Source organism: Paractinoplanes brasiliensis (genome assembly GCF_004362215.1).
GTDB lineage: Bacteria > Actinomycetota > Actinomycetes > Mycobacteriales > Micromonosporaceae > Actinoplanes > Actinoplanes brasiliensis.
On record NZ_SNWR01000001.1, the window covers coordinates 2,011,545 to 2,026,562 of the forward strand.

Below are 15,018 nucleotides of genomic sequence, written 5' to 3' on the forward strand. Positions count from 1 at the left end.
CAACCGGCTCAGGTCGGGCTGACCGGATTCGGGATCGCTCCGCCGAAGCGGCGGTCGCGGCTGGCGTACAGCTCGCACGCGTACCACAGGTGACGCCGGTCGAAGTCGGGCCACAGGGTGTCGAGGAAGACCATTTCCGCGTACGCCGACTGCCAGAGCAGGAAGTTCGACGTGCGCTGCTCGCCCGACGGGCGCAGGAACAGATCGACCTCGGGCACCTCGGGGTGATACAGGTATTTCGCGATCGTCTTCTCGTTGATCCGGTCGGCCTTGAGCTTGCCCGCGGCGACATCACGGGCGATCGCGGCCGTGGCGTCGGCGATCTCGGCCTGGCCGCCGTAGTTGACGCAGAACTGCAGGGTCAGCGTCTTGTTGTGCTTCGACATCTCCTGCGCCGTCTCGAGCTCGGAGATCACGCTTTTCCACAACCGGCCGCGGCGGCCCGACCACACCACCCGTACGCCCAGCTCGACCAGCTGGTCACGGCGGCGGCGGATGACGTCGCGGTTGAAGCCCATGAGGAAGCGCACCTCCTCGGGCGAACGCTTCCAGTTCTCGGTGGAGAACGCGTACGCCGAGAGGTAGGGGACGCCCAGCTCGATCGCGCCCTCGATGGTGTCGAACAGCGAGAACTCGCCCTGCTCGTGCCCCTTGGTGCGGGACAGCCCCCGTTCCTTGGCCCAGCGGCCGTTGCCGTCCATGACCAGCGCCACGTGCTGGGGCAGCGCCGCCTTGGGCAGCTCGGGCGGTGTCACGCCGGACAGGTGCGGGGTGGGTGGACGCGGCGTCATGGGCTCTCCCGTCGATCGACCAGCGGAAGCGAGCGCAACGCCCGCTCCATGTGCCATTGCAGGTGGGCGGCGACCAGGCCGCTGCACTCGCGGCGCACCGGTGACTCGCTCGCGTCGGCCACCACCCAGTCGCCCACGGTCAACGCGTTCATCAGGCCGAGCGTGGCCGGGGCGGGGTGGGCCGCACCCGGCGGGCGGCAGTCGGGGCAGACCGCGCCGCCGGCCGGCACCGAGAAGGCGGCATGCTGCCCGTCCGTGCCGCAGACGGCGCACTCGGCGATCGCCGGCGCCCACCCGGCCGTTGCCATGGCCCGCAGCAGGTAGGCGTCGAGGACCAGGCTGCTCGCATGCTCGCCGAGCGACAACGCCTTCAGCGCGCCCAGGGTGAGCTGGAACAGCCGCAACGACGGCTCCCGCTCGACCGGGGTGAGCCGCTCGGCGGTCTCGGCGATCGCGCTGGCCGCCGTGTAACGCGGATAGTCGGTGAGGAACTGCTTGCCGTAGAGCGCGACCGCCTCGACCTGGCTCACCGCGTGCAGCGAGCTGCCCACCCCCTCGGGCGAGCCGGCGAGCTGCAGGTCGATGTGACCGAACGGCTCGAGCCGGGCGCCGAACCGCGACGACGTGCGCCGCACCCCCCGGGCGACGGCCCGCAGACGGCCGTGGCGACGGGTGAGCAACGTGATGATGCGGTCGCTCTCGCCGAGTTTCTGCACACGCAGCACCACCGCGTCGTCGCGGTAGAGATGGCGGCGGTATCCGGCGGCAGGCACCCCGCCATTCTGCCTCCTGGGTGCGACCGGACCGGCCGCGACCCTGACCCGGTCTCAGGGTCATCTCGGGGAACGGTCAGTGACAGGACCGATGGTGCCCGCACCGGCCGGGTCATAGCGTCAACACCATGACCGCGACACTCACCCGGCGCGCCGGCGCTCTCGTCCTCATCGCCGCGACGGCGGCCACCACCCTGACAGGGTGTGCCGGAGTGGTCGGGGCTCAGATGACCTACGACGACACCGAAAAGACGAAGATCACCGAGATCCAGCTCGACGGGGGCAGCGGCGACGTCGCGATCCGCACCGCCGCCGTCACCGAGACGAGCATCAAGCGGATCATCCGGCGCAGCACCGACCCGGGCGAGTCGTACCGGTTGCAGGGCACCAAGCTGCTCATCGACACCTCGTGCGGGCACGACTGCTCGGTGTCGTACGAGATCGTGGCCCCGCCCGGGGTGAAGGTGAGCGGCGAGCTGCGGTCGGGCGACATCTCGCTCAGATCGGTCGGCGACACCGACGTCAAGCTGACCTCGGGCGACGTGAACATCGCGGAACCCGCCGGCAAGGTGAAGCTGCGGGCCACCTCCGGCGACATGCGGGTGGTGAACGCGAAGAACGCCGTCGACATCCAATCGACCTCGGGCGACATCGACGTCATCGACGCCGCCGGGCCGCTGACCCTCAAGCTCACCTCGGGCAACATCACCGCGATGCTGACCTCGGCCGCCTCGGTGACCGCCCAGACGACCAGCGGTGACGTCGAAGTGCGGGTGCCGGTGGGCAACTACAAGATCGAGACCCACACCGGCTCGGGCGAGGCCAACATCACCGGGCTGGTCAACGACCCCCGCTCGGCGACCGTGCTGAACTTGCGCACCGCCAGCGGGGACGCGTCGATCAGCGCGGCATGATCGGGGCATGAGCTTCTATCTGCCGCTCGGCGACAACCAGTTCCGGCCGACCCGCTCGACCGAGAGCCCATGGGACACCGAGATGCAGCACGGCGGCCCACCGGCCGCGCTCCTCGGGCGGGTGCTCGCGGTCGGCGGGCTGCGGCTGGCGCGCATCTCGGTCGACTTCCTGGGCCCGATTCCGCGCCGCGACTGCCGGGTGGACGTGTCCACGATCAAGCCGGGCCGCCTCACCATGCTCAACGAGGCCCGCATGGTGATCGACGGACGGGTCGCGGTGACCGCTCGTGCGTGGCACCTCGCGCCCGGCCCGACCCCACCGGTGAGCACCCCGGCCGACCACGCGGACCCGCTGCCCGAGACCGAGCACACGTTCCCCGGCATGGAGGAATGGGGCTACGGACAGGCCACCGAGTGGCGGGTCTCGAAAGGCGAGCTGGGCTGGTCCGACAGTTCCGGCGGCTCCGACAGTTCCGACGGCTCCGGCAGCCCCGACAGCCCCGACAGCCCCGACAGTTCCGACCGCTCCGGCAGCCCCGACAGCCCCGACAGCTCCGGCCGCTCCGGCAGCCCCGACAGCCCCGACAGTTCCGACCGCTCCGGCAGCCCCGACCGCCCCGACAGTTCCGACCGCTCCGGCAGCCCCGACCGCCCCGACAGGACCGGCAGCCCCGACCGCCCCGACAGCTCCGGCAGCTCCGGCAGCTCCGGCAGCTCCGGCAGCTCCGGCAGCTCCAACGGCGAGACGCACGTGTGGACCCGGGTGCGGATGCCGCTGCTCGACGGACAGGAACTCGACGGGCAGGACAGGGCGCTGATCGTGGCCGACTCGGCGAACGGGCTGTCGGCGGTGCTGCCGATGGACAAGTGGCTGTCGATCCCGCCCACCATGACAACCACGCTGCTGCGCCCGGCCGGCGGCGAGTGGGTGCACCTGGCCTGCCGCACAGCACTCAGCAACGACGGACTGGGGTTGACTTCGGGCGAGCTCTACGACTTCGACGGCGCGATCGGCCAGGTGTCCCAGCCGCTGGTGGTGCGCGCCCGCTGACCCGGCGAGTCGATCACCCCACCCGCAGGGGCGCCCCCCGATGCGATTGTCTCGCGTTTCGGCGATCTCTGCTGGGGCCCTTGTGGATAAGTCGGCGTTGTGGACAGCGCTTCCGGGCCTTGGGGCAGACGTCAGCCGGGCGGACTGGGACGCACCCGCCAGCGGGCTGAGGCGCCCGCCAGCGGACTGGGACGCACCCGCCAGCGGGCTGAGGCGCGCCCGTCAGCTGCTCGTCGAGCGCTCTCGCCGGGGCTGCAAACCGCTCGCACCGGCGGGGGCCGGGGAGACCGGGGCGGTTCGGCGTGGGCGGCCCGGGATCAGTGCGGGGCGGCGGCCGGCTGAGATGTCCTCGACCCAGCCGACGGCCATCACGACGAGGCCCAGCAGCGCGGTGACCACGGCGAGGCGCCACGAGATGCCGACCCAGCCGTGCACGGGCAGGCCGGTCGCCTCGGCCAGCCGGACCACGACGATGATCAGTGGGACGTGCCAGAGGTAGATGGTGAGGGCTCGGGAGTTGAGCACGGTGAGGCTGCGGCGCGCGGCGATCCGCGGGGCGAAACCGAGCACCACCAGGATGAACGCGGCCGACCAGAGGGCGTTGGCGAGCGGGATGTCGTTGAGGTCGAACCCGCGTGGGCCGGGATGTGTCAGCGCCCACACCGCGCTGGTCACTCCGGACACACCGACGATCCACCAGCGGTAACGGGCCAGCGCGGCGCCCCGGGCAGGCGCAGCGGTGGGAGCGGGGAGGGCTTGCGGGGCGCTTTCGGACCGATCACGCGAAGCGCCAGGGCCGGACAGGGCGGTAGCTCCTGACGCGGGCAGGGTGGTTCGGGGGCGGGCCAGCAGGCCGTCGTGGTGGGCGAAACCGAGCAGCCAGGCGCCGCCGTACAGGGCCAGGTCACGCACGATCAGTGGCGGGGTGAGACCGGCGACCGTGATGACGGCGAGGGCCCCGTACGGGAAGGCAAGGGTTGTCAGGGGGAAACGGCGGAACAACGGCAACAGCAGCGGGGACAGCAGGACGAACCATAGGAAGTCGCGCAAATACCATGTGGCGGCGAGGGCCTGGAGCCAGTAGCCCTCGGCCGGCGGGTCGACGAGCGGGAAGGCCCACAGCAGCACTTGCCAGTCCCACGCCATGCCGAATGCGAGCATCGTGGGGACGGCGACGGCGGCGAGCACCCAGAGAGCCGGCAACAGGCGGTGAACGCGGCGCTCGACCGCGAACAGACCGTAGCGGTCCAGTGACGCCGCCATCATCGAGCCCGCCAGCGCGAACATCACCGACATGGCCGGGAAGACGATGGTGAGGGCTGCCCAGCCGGTCGAGTGGTAGACCACGACCCGGACGGTTGCGACTGCTCGCAGCAGATCCAGGTACCGGTTGCGCATGAGAACCGTTGTTACCCAGTCATTCCCGCGCCCGCAAACCAGCGTGAATTATCCCATAATCGATGCATTACCAGGTTTGAATTTCACGGCCCCGGGAATTGCGATGATCAAAAGCCGAGTTTGCGGAGCTGACGGGGGTCACGCTGCCACTCCTTGGCCACCCGGACGTGAAGATCGAGATAAACCCGGGTGCCGAGTAATTGCTCGATCTCGGCGCGGGCCTTACTGCCGACCTCTTTCAGCCGGACACCCCGCGACCCGATCACGATCGATTTCTGGCTGTCACGCTCGACATAAAGATCTGCATAGATCTTGGTGAGCTTGCCCTCGACCATCATCTCCTCGACCAGCACCGCGATCGAGTGCGGCAGCTCGTCCCGCACGCCCTCGAGCGCGGCCTCGCGGATCAGCTCGGCGATCAGCACCTGCTCGGGCTCGTCGGTGAGCACGTCGTCGGGATAGAGCTGCGGCGACTCGGGCAGGTGCTTGACCAGCACGTCGACCAGCGTCTGCACCTGATGCCCCGACACCGCGCTGACCGGCACGATCTCGGCGAAGTCGTACAGCTCGCTGACCGCGAGCAGGTGCCGGGCCAGCGTGGCCGGGTCGACCAGGTCGACCTTGGTCACCACCGCGATCACCGTCGCCTTGAGCTCGGCCAGCTCCGACGAGATGAACCGGTCGCCGCGACCCACCGGCTCGTCGGCCGGGAAGCAGACACCGATCACGTCGGTCTCGCTCCACACCTCACGCACAAGATCGTTGAGCCGCTCGCCCAGCAGCGTGCGCGGCCGGTGCAGACCCGGGGTGTCGACCAGCACGAGCTGCGCGTTCTCGCGGTGCACGATGCCCCGGATGACGTGCCGGGTCGTCTGCGGCTTGTTCGACGTGATCGCGATCTTCTGCCCGATGATCGCGTTGGTCAGCGTGCTCTTACCGGCATTCGGCCGCCCGACAAAACACACAAAGCCAGCGCGATAAGTGTCATCGTGCGTGATGGGGCCTGCTTCTTTGTGACGGTGAGTGCGCGTCGACCGGTCACTCTGCGCGTTTCCCGCGCGCTTTTCGCCCGTACGCGGGGTGACTGCCCCGCCCATTTCCGGCTGCTGCGGACCTTTGGCGCGGGTCCGCGGCTTGCGCCCCGGCTCACCGCCCGCGAGACCGCCGGCTCGGCCGCGCTCCGACCGACCATCGGGGCCGCCACTGCCCTCGCGGCCACCAGCACCGCCTGCGGCACCACTTGCGGTGTCACTAGCTGCGCCACGCCCGCCGCCAGCACCGCCACGCCCGCCGCCGACGCCACGCCCGCCGCCGTTCCCGCCGTGCCCGCCGCCATGCCCGCCGGAGGAGCGTCGGCCGTCGGACGTGTTCTCCGCCCGCCGAGCAGCCCGCCGTTCCTGCCGCCGGAGTTCGTTACGCTCCCCAGCGGTGAGACGCCGCTCGCCTCCGGAGGAACCCGGCGAGCCAGAAGAACCTGAACCCGAGCGGGAGGACCCGGACGGAGCGGCACCGGGGTTCTTACGGTCGTCGGTCATGCCGCGCCGAACCCGAGGATCGTGTCATGACGCGAGGAGCAAACGGCGAGGGTCATGCGGTGACCGTGCCGCGGAGGGCGCCGGTGGGGCCGGCCACGTGGATCGGGGACGCGGGGGCCAGGTCGCGTACGGCGGCGTGACCCGCCTCTTCCAGCGACTCAGCCTCGGTGACGACCGCAGCCGCCTCGATCAGGGTGGCGCCCGCCGACGCCGCCGAGGCCACGGCGAGCTGCAGGGCCGTGACGGCCAGGCTGGGCAACGCCACCGTCGCCGCCGCGTACGTGCGGCCGTCCTGGTCGCGTACCGCTGCTCCCTCAGCCGCACCCACCCGGGCGCGTGCGCTCCGCGCCAGGGTGACCAGCTTGGCGTCCTCGGCACTCAAAGCCGGGGCCGCCGAGGCCGCGGAGGTGGTGGTGTCGGTCTCAGGCATCGGCGTGCTGTCTTTCCTCTGTCTCGGTGTCGTCGTTCGTCGTCTCGTCCTCCGCCACGGGCTCGACCCGGCGCACCAGCACCGAATCGATCCGGTTGCGGCGGCCGGTGGTGCCCTCGGCGACCAGGTGCAGGCCGCCCACGTCGACCTGCGCGCCGGGGATCGGAACCCGGCCCAGCGTCTGCGCGAGCAGGCCGCCGACCGTCTCGACCTCGTCGGCCGGCAGCTCCACCCCGAAGATCTCGCCGAGGTCCTCGATCGGCAGCCGGGCGGTGACCCGTACGGCGCCGTCCTCGAGGTGCTCGACCGGCGGGCGCTCGACGTCGTACTCGTCGGTGATCTCGCCGACGATCTCCTCGAGGATGTCCTCGATGGTGACCAGGCCGGCCGTGCCACCGTACTCGTCCACGACGATCACGACGTGGCTGCGGGCCGCCTGCATCTCGGAGAGCAGGTCGTCGACCGGCTTGGACTCGGGCACGAACGTCGCCGGGCGCATCAGGTCGGCCACCGCCTGCGCCGTCGACGCCGGGTCGCCGTTCTGCGTCCGGCGGACCACGTCCTTGAGGTAGAGCACGCCGAGCACGTCGTCGACGCTCTCGCCGATCACCGGGATGCGCGAGAAACCGGAACGCAGGAACAGGTAGAGCCCCTGCTGCAGCGTCTTGGGCGCCTCGATCCACACCATCTCGGTGCGCGGCACCATCACCTCGCGGGCGATCGTGTCACCCAGCGCGAACACTGAATGGATCATCTCGCGCTCGCCGTGCTCGACGACGCCGCGCTGCTCGGCCAGGTCGACCAGTTCCCGCAGCTCGACCTGGCTGCCGAACGGCCCCTCGGGGAACCCCTTGCCCGGGGTCACCGCGTTGCCGATCAGGATCAGCAGCGACGCGAGCGGGTTGAGCACCTTGCCCAGCCAGCGCACCAGCGGAGCAGACGCGCGGCCTACCGCGTACGCGTGCTGTCGCCCCACCGTACGGGGTGCGACCCCGACCACGACGAAGCTGACCACTGTCATCGTGCCGGCGGTGACCAGCGCCGCCGTCCAGCCGATGCCCCAGCTGTCCACGGCCACCAGCGCGACCAGAGTCGTGGCGGTGAGCTCGCACAGCAGGCGCAGCAGCAGAAGCAGGTTGAGGTGGCGCACCACATCGGAGGCGACCGCTGCCAGCGCCGACGCGCCACGCTCGCCCTCGCGGGCCATCTCGGACGCGCGCGCCGCCGAGACCGAGCCCAGGGCGGCGTCGGCCATCGAGGCCAAGCCGGCCAGGAAGACCAGCGCGACCGCAAAGATGATCAGTTGCACGTCGGGCAGGCCCGCCGAGGCGGTGCCTGCCGCAAGTAGATTGGGGTCCACGGCTAGCCGGCCCGTCCGGCCCGCCAGCTGTGGAGGAGCCTGTTCTGCAGGGCGAACATCTCGCGCTCCTCCTCCGGCTCGGCGTGGTCGTAACCGAGCAGGTGCAGCGCGCCGTGCACGGTCAGCAGATGCAGCTCGTCGGCGGCCGAGTGCCCCGCCGCGACGGCCTGTTTGGCGGCCACCTCGGGGGAGAGCACGATGTCGCCGAGCAGCGCCGGCTCCCCCGTGCCCGCCTCGCCCGGACCGTGGTCGACGCTGCCCTCGTCCATCGGGAACGCGAGCACGTCGGTCGGGCCGTCACCACCCATCCAGCGATGGTTGAGCTCGGCCATGTAGTCGATGTCGACGAGCAGGATCGACAGCTCGGCGAGGGGGTTGACCCCCATCTCGTCGAGGGCGTGCCGGGCCACCGCGAGGATCGCGTCGGTGTCGACCTCGACTCCCGACTCGTTGGCGATCTCGATGGACATAGCGGTGCGTTTACCCCTTGATTCAGCGCCTGCGCCCGGAGCGGCCACCACTGGCGGCGCGCCCGGGGACGGCGTGGACGGATTGTGTGGCGGCGCGCTCCTGCTCGTCGTCGTACCGCGCGTACGCGTCGACGATCTCGGCGACCAGCCGGTGGCGTACGACATCGGAGCTGGACAGCTCGGCGAAGTGCACGTCCTCGACATTCTGCAGGATCTCGCGGACGACCTTGAGACCGCTGGTCGTGCCGCCCGGCAGGTCGACCTGCGTGACGTCACCGGTGACCACGATCTTGGCCCCGAACCCGAGCCGGGTCAGGAACATCTTCATCTGCTCGGGAGTCGTGTTCTGCGCCTCGTCGAGAATGATGAACGCGTCGTTGAGGGTGTTGTGGGTGACGATCAGGTCGTCCGTGACGTACAGCGAGTCCTCGGCCGCGACCTGGATGCAGACGGTCTCGGTCTCGCCCTCGGGCTCGATGGTGTGGATGAACCGCATCGGCGTCCCGGCGCCGGCCAGGGCGTACGTCTCGCGCTTGCGCTCCAGCCGGAAGGGCTCCAGGGCCTCGGGCAGGCGGATGTCCAGCACATGAGCGTCGTGCCGATGGTCGACCGGCCGGCCCTTGGCCAGGCCCGGCTTGCGACCGGCCGCCGGCCTCGTCCGCTGAGTGACCGTGCCACCCAGCGAGCGCACCAGGAAGATCACGTCGTCCCTGAGCCGCCCGGAGCACGTCGTGTACTGCACTCGGCAGGTCCGGCCGGTCTGTGTGACCGGGCCGCCGCCGCTGTCGAGCAGGCCCTGCAGAACGGCGAGTCGCACCGCGGCGCTGTTCAGCAGGTAGCGCTCCGGCACGAACTTGGTGTGCGAACGGGTGCCGTCCAGCTCCAGCTCGCGGAGCACGGCCGTCACCGGGTTCGCCGTGATCACACCGCCGCGCCCGCCGCCGTCGGACCGGCGCAGGATGTAATCGATCTCGTTCTTGCGGAACAGCGTGATGCCGGGCAGGGCCGCGTCGAGCGCGTCGGCCAGTTCCGGGTCCTTGGCCGAGAACGACGGCGTGGTCGCCGTGGTCAGGCAGCCGTCACCGAGCAGCAGGCCCAAGGCGTACGGGTCCATCGGCACGTCCTGCGGGACGAACTCCACCGGCTGTACCAGCGGAAGTTCGTACCGGTGCACGTTGCCGCGACGCAGCTTGCCGATCATGTCCTGGGTCTGCAGCACCCGCGCGGGACGCCCCTTGCTGCGGTCGTCGACCGTGCGCACCGTCCACAGGTGCTCGCCGCACGCCAGCGTCGAGGCGCCGTCCTGGGTCGTCACCCGGTAGACCGGCTTACGGCCCTGGGGATAGACGCCGAGGACAGGGGTCGGCGTTCCGTCCGACCCGACGACAAGGTCACCGACCCGCAGGTCGCCGATCTGGCGCCAGCCGTCCGGGGTGAGCACCTTGGCCGTGAGCGGCTGCGCCCGGCCCCGCATGTAGGCCAGCGGGGCGACCTCGATGGTGCCGGCGGCCATCAGGCGGGGGATGGACTCGGGGTCCAGCATGTCGTGCAGCGCGTCGTAGAGCGGCCGCAGGTAAGGGTCGATCTTTTCGTTGAGGGTGCCGGGCAGGAAGCCCAGCCGCTCGCCGGCCTCGACCGCCGGGCGGGTCAGGATGATCCGGCTGACCTGCTTGGCCGTCAGCGCCTGGACGGCCTTGGCCATCGCGAGGTACGTCTTGCCGGTGCCGGCCGGGCCGATGCCGAAGACGATCGTGTTCTCGTCGATGGAGTCGACGTAACGCTTCTGACCCAGCGTCTTGGGCCGGATCGTCCTGCCCCGGCGGGACAGGATGTTGAGGGTGAGGACCTCGGCGGGCCGCTCGGAGGTCGCGTCCTCGAGCATCGTGGCGGTGCGGCGCACCGAGTCGACGCTGAGGGTCTCGCCCCGCTCGATGAGCTCGATCAGCTCGGAGAACAGGCGTTCGGCGGTGGCGTTCTCGGCGGGGTCACCGGTGATGGTGATCTCGTTGCCGCGGACGTGCACGTCACTGGCGAGAGTTCGCTCGATGAGCCGCAGGATCTCGTCCTTGGCACCCAGCAGGTTCACCATGATCTTCGGGTCGGAAACCGAGATCTTGGTCTGCACCCGCGCCGCGCCGCTGGAGCCCGCGCTGGAAGGGTTCGGCGTACCGGTCATAGGGCGGCCCTGGGGGCCTCCGCCACCTGCTCTCTCACTCTTCGTCGCCCACCAGGACGGCGTACTGAAGGATCGTGCCATCGTATCCGCTCGGCCGCCCCAACGCCGATGCCATTATCGCCGGAAATGGGACGGCCTCATTCACGGGTGATTCACTCGCCGCCGTCGGAGGCCGCGCCGCCGTCGAAGCCCTCCTGCCGGCGGGTGACGCGATAGGTGGCCCAGTGCATCCGTACGACCGTTCCCGAGTCGTCCCGGGTCAGCCGCAGCAGCTCGCCGGTCTCGCGCCCGCTGACCGTACGGAGCACGTCGGGTTGCCCCGGCAGCGGCGCGAAGACGGCCGGCGGGGAGTCCGGGGGCAGCTCGGTCAGGCGGGCCCGCAGGGCGCCGTCGTGCCACGAGAACACGAACGGGGTGCCTTCGCTGTACCAGTGGCCGAGGACCGACCGGTACTCGCGTGGGGCCGGGTCCGCGGCCTTCCACGGCTTGATGTCGGCCGGGTCCAGTTCCACGGCGAGTTTGAGCAGCTCGTGCACAACCTCGCCGATGACCCGGGAGGTGCCGGAGGAGCCGAGGACCGCGGCGCCGAGCCCGTCCGGGAGGTCGTCCCCGCCGCGCCGCCCGTACGCCGAGGCCAGGAACCCGGGCATCGCGCCGTCGTGCCCGACGTGGGTGACCCAGCGGCTCTGCGGCTCGACGATCAGGCCGAGCCCGAAACCGGTCTGCCAGACCGCCTCGTTGGTCACGGTGGCCGGGAAGCGCATCTCGTCGAGCGTCGAGGCGGCCAGCACCTTGCCGTCCGGGTCGGCCGTGGCCGGGTGGGCCAGGAACGACGCCCAGGTGGCCATGTCGCTCGCGGTGCTCCACAACTGCGCGGCCGGGGCGACGCCGCCGAGGTCGGTCTGCGGTTCGGGACGGGCCGCGTCGGAGAAGTCGTCGACCAGGTAGCCGACGGCGGCCTGCGGCGGCGGGTTCAGCGTGGTCGCGGTCAGCCCGAGCGGGCCCAGCACGCGTTCGGCGACGACCTCGGCCCAGGCGCCGCCGCGGAGTTTGGCGACGAGCTGGCCGAGCACGGCGAACCCGAGGTTGGAGTAGTGGTAGCGGCGGGCGTTGGGCAGCACGCGTTCGGCCCGGTCGAGCTGGGCCAGCACCTCGGTGGCGTCGGGCGCTTGCAGCGTGTCCCAGATGTCCCCGTACGGCTCCCTCTGGAACCCGGCCGTGTGTGACAGCAGCCGGCGGATCGTGGCGTCGCCGTGCGCCGGAACCGGCAGGTGCTTGCCGATCGGGTCGTCCAGGTCGAGCAGCCCGTCGTCGCGGCTCTGCAGCACGAGCACCGCGGTGAAGGTCTTGGTGATCGAGCCGATCCGGAACCGGGTGTCGGGGTTCAACGGGTGCTCGGGGTTGCCGGAGTCGCCGACGGTGAACACCCACGGCTCCCGGTCGGCCCGGCGCAGCGCGACGGAGAGGGCAGGGACGCGGCCGTCGGCCTGCGCTTTGCGGACAACCCGCTCGTAGCGGGCGGAGGCGGTCACCGGGCCGCCGGGGTCGGGCAGTGGTTCTCCATCCTGGCGATCTTAAGGTGGGAGCCGACAGGCCATAGGGATGGGAGCGCTTCCATGACGGATGTCGAGCATCTGCTCGCGCAGTTGAGCCTCGAGGAGAAGGTGTCATTGCTCGCCGGGCAGGACTTCTGGTCACTGCCGGCGATCGAGCGGATCGGGCTGCGCTCACTGGTGATGTCGGACGGGCCGATCGGCGTCCGCGGAGTCGGCTGGGCCCCCGACGACCCGTCCATCGCGCTGCCCAGCCCGACGGCGCTGGCCGCGGCCTGGGACGTCGAGCTGGCCGAACGGGCCGGTCGGCTGCTCGGGCAGGAGTCGCGCCGCAAGGGGGTGCACCTGCTGCTCGGGCCGACGGTGAACCTGCAACGGACCCCCCTGGGCGGCCGGCACTTCGAGTGCTACTCCGAGGACCCGCTGCTCAGCGGCGAGATCGCGGTCGGTTTCGTGCGCGGGGTGCAGCAGCACGGCGTCGGCACCACGGTCAAGCACCTGGTCGGCAACGACTTCGAGACCGATCGCATGGAGGTCGACGTCCGGATCCCGGAGCGGGCGCTGCGCGAGATCTACCTGGCCCCGTTCGAGCGGGTCGTCGAGTCGGGCGGCTGGGGCGTGATGAGCGCGTACAACGGGGTCAACGGGGCCTCGATGGCCCAGAACGGCCCGATCCAGGACGAGATCCTCAAGCAGGAGTGGGGCTTCGACGGGGTGGTGGTCTCGGACTGGCGGGCCGCGCGCTCGACGGTCGGGGCGGCGCTCGGCGGGCTCGACATCGCCATGCCGGCCCTGGAGAGCCCGTGGGGGGAAAAGCTTGTCTCCGCCGTACGGGGTGGAGAAGTGCCCGAGGAAGTGATCGACGACAAGGCCCGGCGGGTGCTGCGGCTGGCCCTGCGAGTCGGCGCGCTCGACGGCGGCCCGGTCGTGACACCCCCCGGCGACCTGGACGGTGACGCTGTCGCGCACGAGGTGGCGACCCGGTCGTTCGTGCTGGTACGCAACGAGAACTACACGCTCCCGCTCGAGCCGGCCGCGCTGACCAAGGTGGCCGTGATCGGCGCGCTCGCGACCGACGCCCGTGTGCTCGGCGGCGGCAGCGCCCAGGTGTCGCCGCCCCACATCGTCTCGCCGCTGGACGGCCTCAAGGACAAGCTGTCCGGTGTGGACGTCGAGTACGCCGTCGGCGCCGACCCCCGCCCGTTCCTGCCCGCCGCGCACGGACCCGGCTGGGAACCCACCACCGTCACCGTCGGCGCCCACTCGTTCCAGGTCGACCCGGCCGCGGTGCGCTGGATCGGCTCGCTGCCCGGCGGCCTCGACCCGGCCGACGTCGACGAGATCCGCCTCGAGACCACGTACACCCCGGCCGACGGCGGCGAGCACACGTTCGCGATCTCCGGATTCGGCACCTTCGAGCTGAAGATCAACGACCAGGTCCGGTACGAGGGGACGCTGCACCCGCCCGGCGCCACGCGCGCCGACCTGCTGCTGTCCCCGCGCGAGGAACGGGTCACGGTGACGCTCGAAGCCGGCGTGCCCGTCCCGGTCGTGCTGCGGCAGAGCATCGTGCGCGGCATGGCTCACACGGTGTCGGTCACGCTGGGCCACCGCGCGCCCGGCCCCGACGCCGACGGCCTGATCGAGGAAGCCGTACGGCTGGCGGCCGGCTCCGACGTGGCAGTGGTCGTCGTCGGCACCACCGAGCAGACCGAGTCCGAAGGCTTCGACCGTACGTCTCTCGCGCTGCCCGGCCGCCAGGACGAGCTGGTCTCCCGGGTGGCGGCGGCCAATCCCCGTACGGTCGTGGTGGTCAACGCCGGCTCCCCCGTGCTCATGCCGTGGGCCGACGAGGTCGCGGCGACGCTGCTCACCTGGTTCGGAGGACAGGAAGCGGGCGCGGCGCTGGCCGACGTGCTGCTCGGGGTGGCCGAACCCGGCGGGCGCCTGCCCACCACGTGGCCCCGCCGCGAGGAGGACTGCCCGGTCCTCGCCATCGAGCCGCGGGACGGCGTGGTGGCGTACGAGGAAGGGGTTTTCGTCGGTTATCGCGGCTGGCTGCGCTCGGGCGTCGCGCCGCTGTACGCGTTCGGGCACGGGCACGGCTACACGAGCTGGCAGTACGACGAGATCGTGGTCAACGGGACCGAGGCCGTGGTGACGCTGACCAACACGGGCGCGCGGGCCGGCCGCGAGGTGGTGCAGGTCTACGTCGGACCGTCGCCGGTGGACCCGTCGCGGCCGGAGCGCTGGCTGGCCGGGTTCGAGAACGTGGAGGCGCACCCGGGCGAAACGGTCACCGTGCGGGTGCCGTTGCCGGCTCGCACGTTCGAGGTGTGGGAGGACGGCGTCGGCTGGGCGCGACGTTCCGGTGAGTACCGCGTGACAGCGGCCCACGCGCTGGACGACCCGCGTTTGACGGCCACCCTGCGCATATAGAACTTGGACGATATCCACAGTTCCGGGTTGTCCACAGACCGGCGGCTCCCGTCCCTCCAAGTTCGCCCATTCTCGCGACAATGGCGGTGGGCGGGGGTCCCCCGGTAGGGCGGGCCCCGCGGTTTCGA

Annotated in this window: 11 protein-coding genes and 2 pseudogenes; 3 read left to right on the plus strand and 10 right to left on the minus strand. The window is 71.1% G+C overall.

All coding sequences use genetic code 11. The features are described from left to right. Positions 1-8: 8 nt before the first annotated feature. Together C8E87_RS08745 and recO are read right to left on the minus strand one after the other, a co-directional pair. Positions 9-791, minus strand: coding sequence for an isoprenyl transferase (locus C8E87_RS08745; protein ID WP_133872615.1), 783 nt, complete (start codon positions 789-791; stop codon positions 9-11). Continuing rightward, positions 788-1,564 (minus strand): DNA repair protein RecO, encoded by a 777-nt coding sequence (gene recO, locus C8E87_RS08750; RefSeq protein ID WP_133872616.1) that lies wholly within the window; start codon positions 1,562-1,564, stop codon positions 788-790. Before recO ends, C8E87_RS08745 begins: the two co-directional genes overlap by 4 nt. Before the next feature lie 128 nt (positions 1,565-1,692). On the opposite strand from recO, the gene C8E87_RS08755 reads away from it, so the two are divergent. Both C8E87_RS08755 and C8E87_RS45390 read left to right on the plus strand, forming a co-directional pair. Beyond that, positions 1,693-2,478: a DUF4097 family beta strand repeat-containing protein gene (locus tag C8E87_RS08755; RefSeq protein WP_133872617.1), complete on the plus strand. Its 786-nt coding sequence runs from the start codon at positions 1,693-1,695 to the stop codon at positions 2,476-2,478. A 7-nt stretch (positions 2,479-2,485) separates the two neighbouring features. Beyond that, positions 2,486-3,529: an acyl-CoA thioesterase domain-containing protein gene (locus tag C8E87_RS45390; protein ID WP_239080507.1), complete on the plus strand. Its 1,044-nt coding sequence runs from the start codon at positions 2,486-2,488 to the stop codon at positions 3,527-3,529. A 222-nt stretch (positions 3,530-3,751) separates the two neighbouring features. On the opposite strand, the gene C8E87_RS08765 is transcribed toward C8E87_RS45390, so the two are convergent. The 8 genes and pseudogenes from C8E87_RS08765 to C8E87_RS08795 form a co-directional block, all read right to left on the minus strand. After that, entirely contained in the window at positions 3,752-4,927 is a 1,176-nt protein-coding gene (locus C8E87_RS08765; RefSeq protein WP_133872618.1) for an acyltransferase family protein, read from the minus strand. A gap of 107 nt (positions 4,928-5,034) precedes the next feature. Next, positions 5,035-5,925 carry a GTPase Era gene (era, locus tag C8E87_RS08770; RefSeq protein ID WP_133876715.1) on the minus strand — a complete coding sequence of 297 codons (891 nt, stop codon included), beginning with the start codon at positions 5,923-5,925 and terminating at the stop codon, positions 5,035-5,037. Between the two features lie 589 nt (positions 5,926-6,514). Continuing rightward, positions 6,515-6,892, minus strand: coding sequence for a cytidine deaminase-like protein (locus tag C8E87_RS08775; protein ID WP_133872619.1), 378 nt, complete (start codon positions 6,890-6,892; stop codon positions 6,515-6,517). Further along, on the minus strand, positions 6,885-8,252 hold the full coding sequence (locus C8E87_RS08780) for a hemolysin family protein (RefSeq protein ID WP_133872620.1): 1,368 nt from the start codon (positions 8,250-8,252) through the stop codon (positions 6,885-6,887). The genes C8E87_RS08775 and C8E87_RS08780 overlap by 8 nt, the downstream gene beginning before the upstream one ends. 2 nt (positions 8,253-8,254) lie before the next feature. After that, on the minus strand, positions 8,255-8,722 hold the full coding sequence (gene ybeY / locus C8E87_RS08785; RefSeq protein WP_133872621.1) for an rRNA maturation RNase YbeY: 468 nt from the start codon (positions 8,720-8,722) through the stop codon (positions 8,255-8,257). 22 nt (positions 8,723-8,744) lie between these two features. Beyond that, a pseudogene (locus C8E87_RS45400) lies at positions 8,745-9,107 on the minus strand (PhoH family protein); the annotation flags it as partial. Between the two features lie 1,077 nt (positions 9,108-10,184). Beyond that, positions 10,185-10,898, minus strand: a pseudogene (locus tag C8E87_RS45405) (PhoH family protein); the annotation flags it as partial. Positions 10,899-11,050: 152 nt separating this feature from the next. Continuing rightward, positions 11,051-12,430, minus strand: coding sequence for a serine hydrolase domain-containing protein (locus C8E87_RS08795; protein ID WP_133872623.1), 1,380 nt, complete (start codon positions 12,428-12,430; stop codon positions 11,051-11,053). A gap of 84 nt (positions 12,431-12,514) precedes the next feature. Between C8E87_RS08795 and C8E87_RS08800 the strand changes: the two genes are divergently transcribed. Further along, positions 12,515-14,890, plus strand: coding sequence for a beta-glucosidase H (locus C8E87_RS08800; RefSeq protein WP_133872624.1), 2,376 nt, complete (start codon positions 12,515-12,517; stop codon positions 14,888-14,890). The last annotated feature ends 128 nt before the right edge of the window (positions 14,891-15,018 follow it).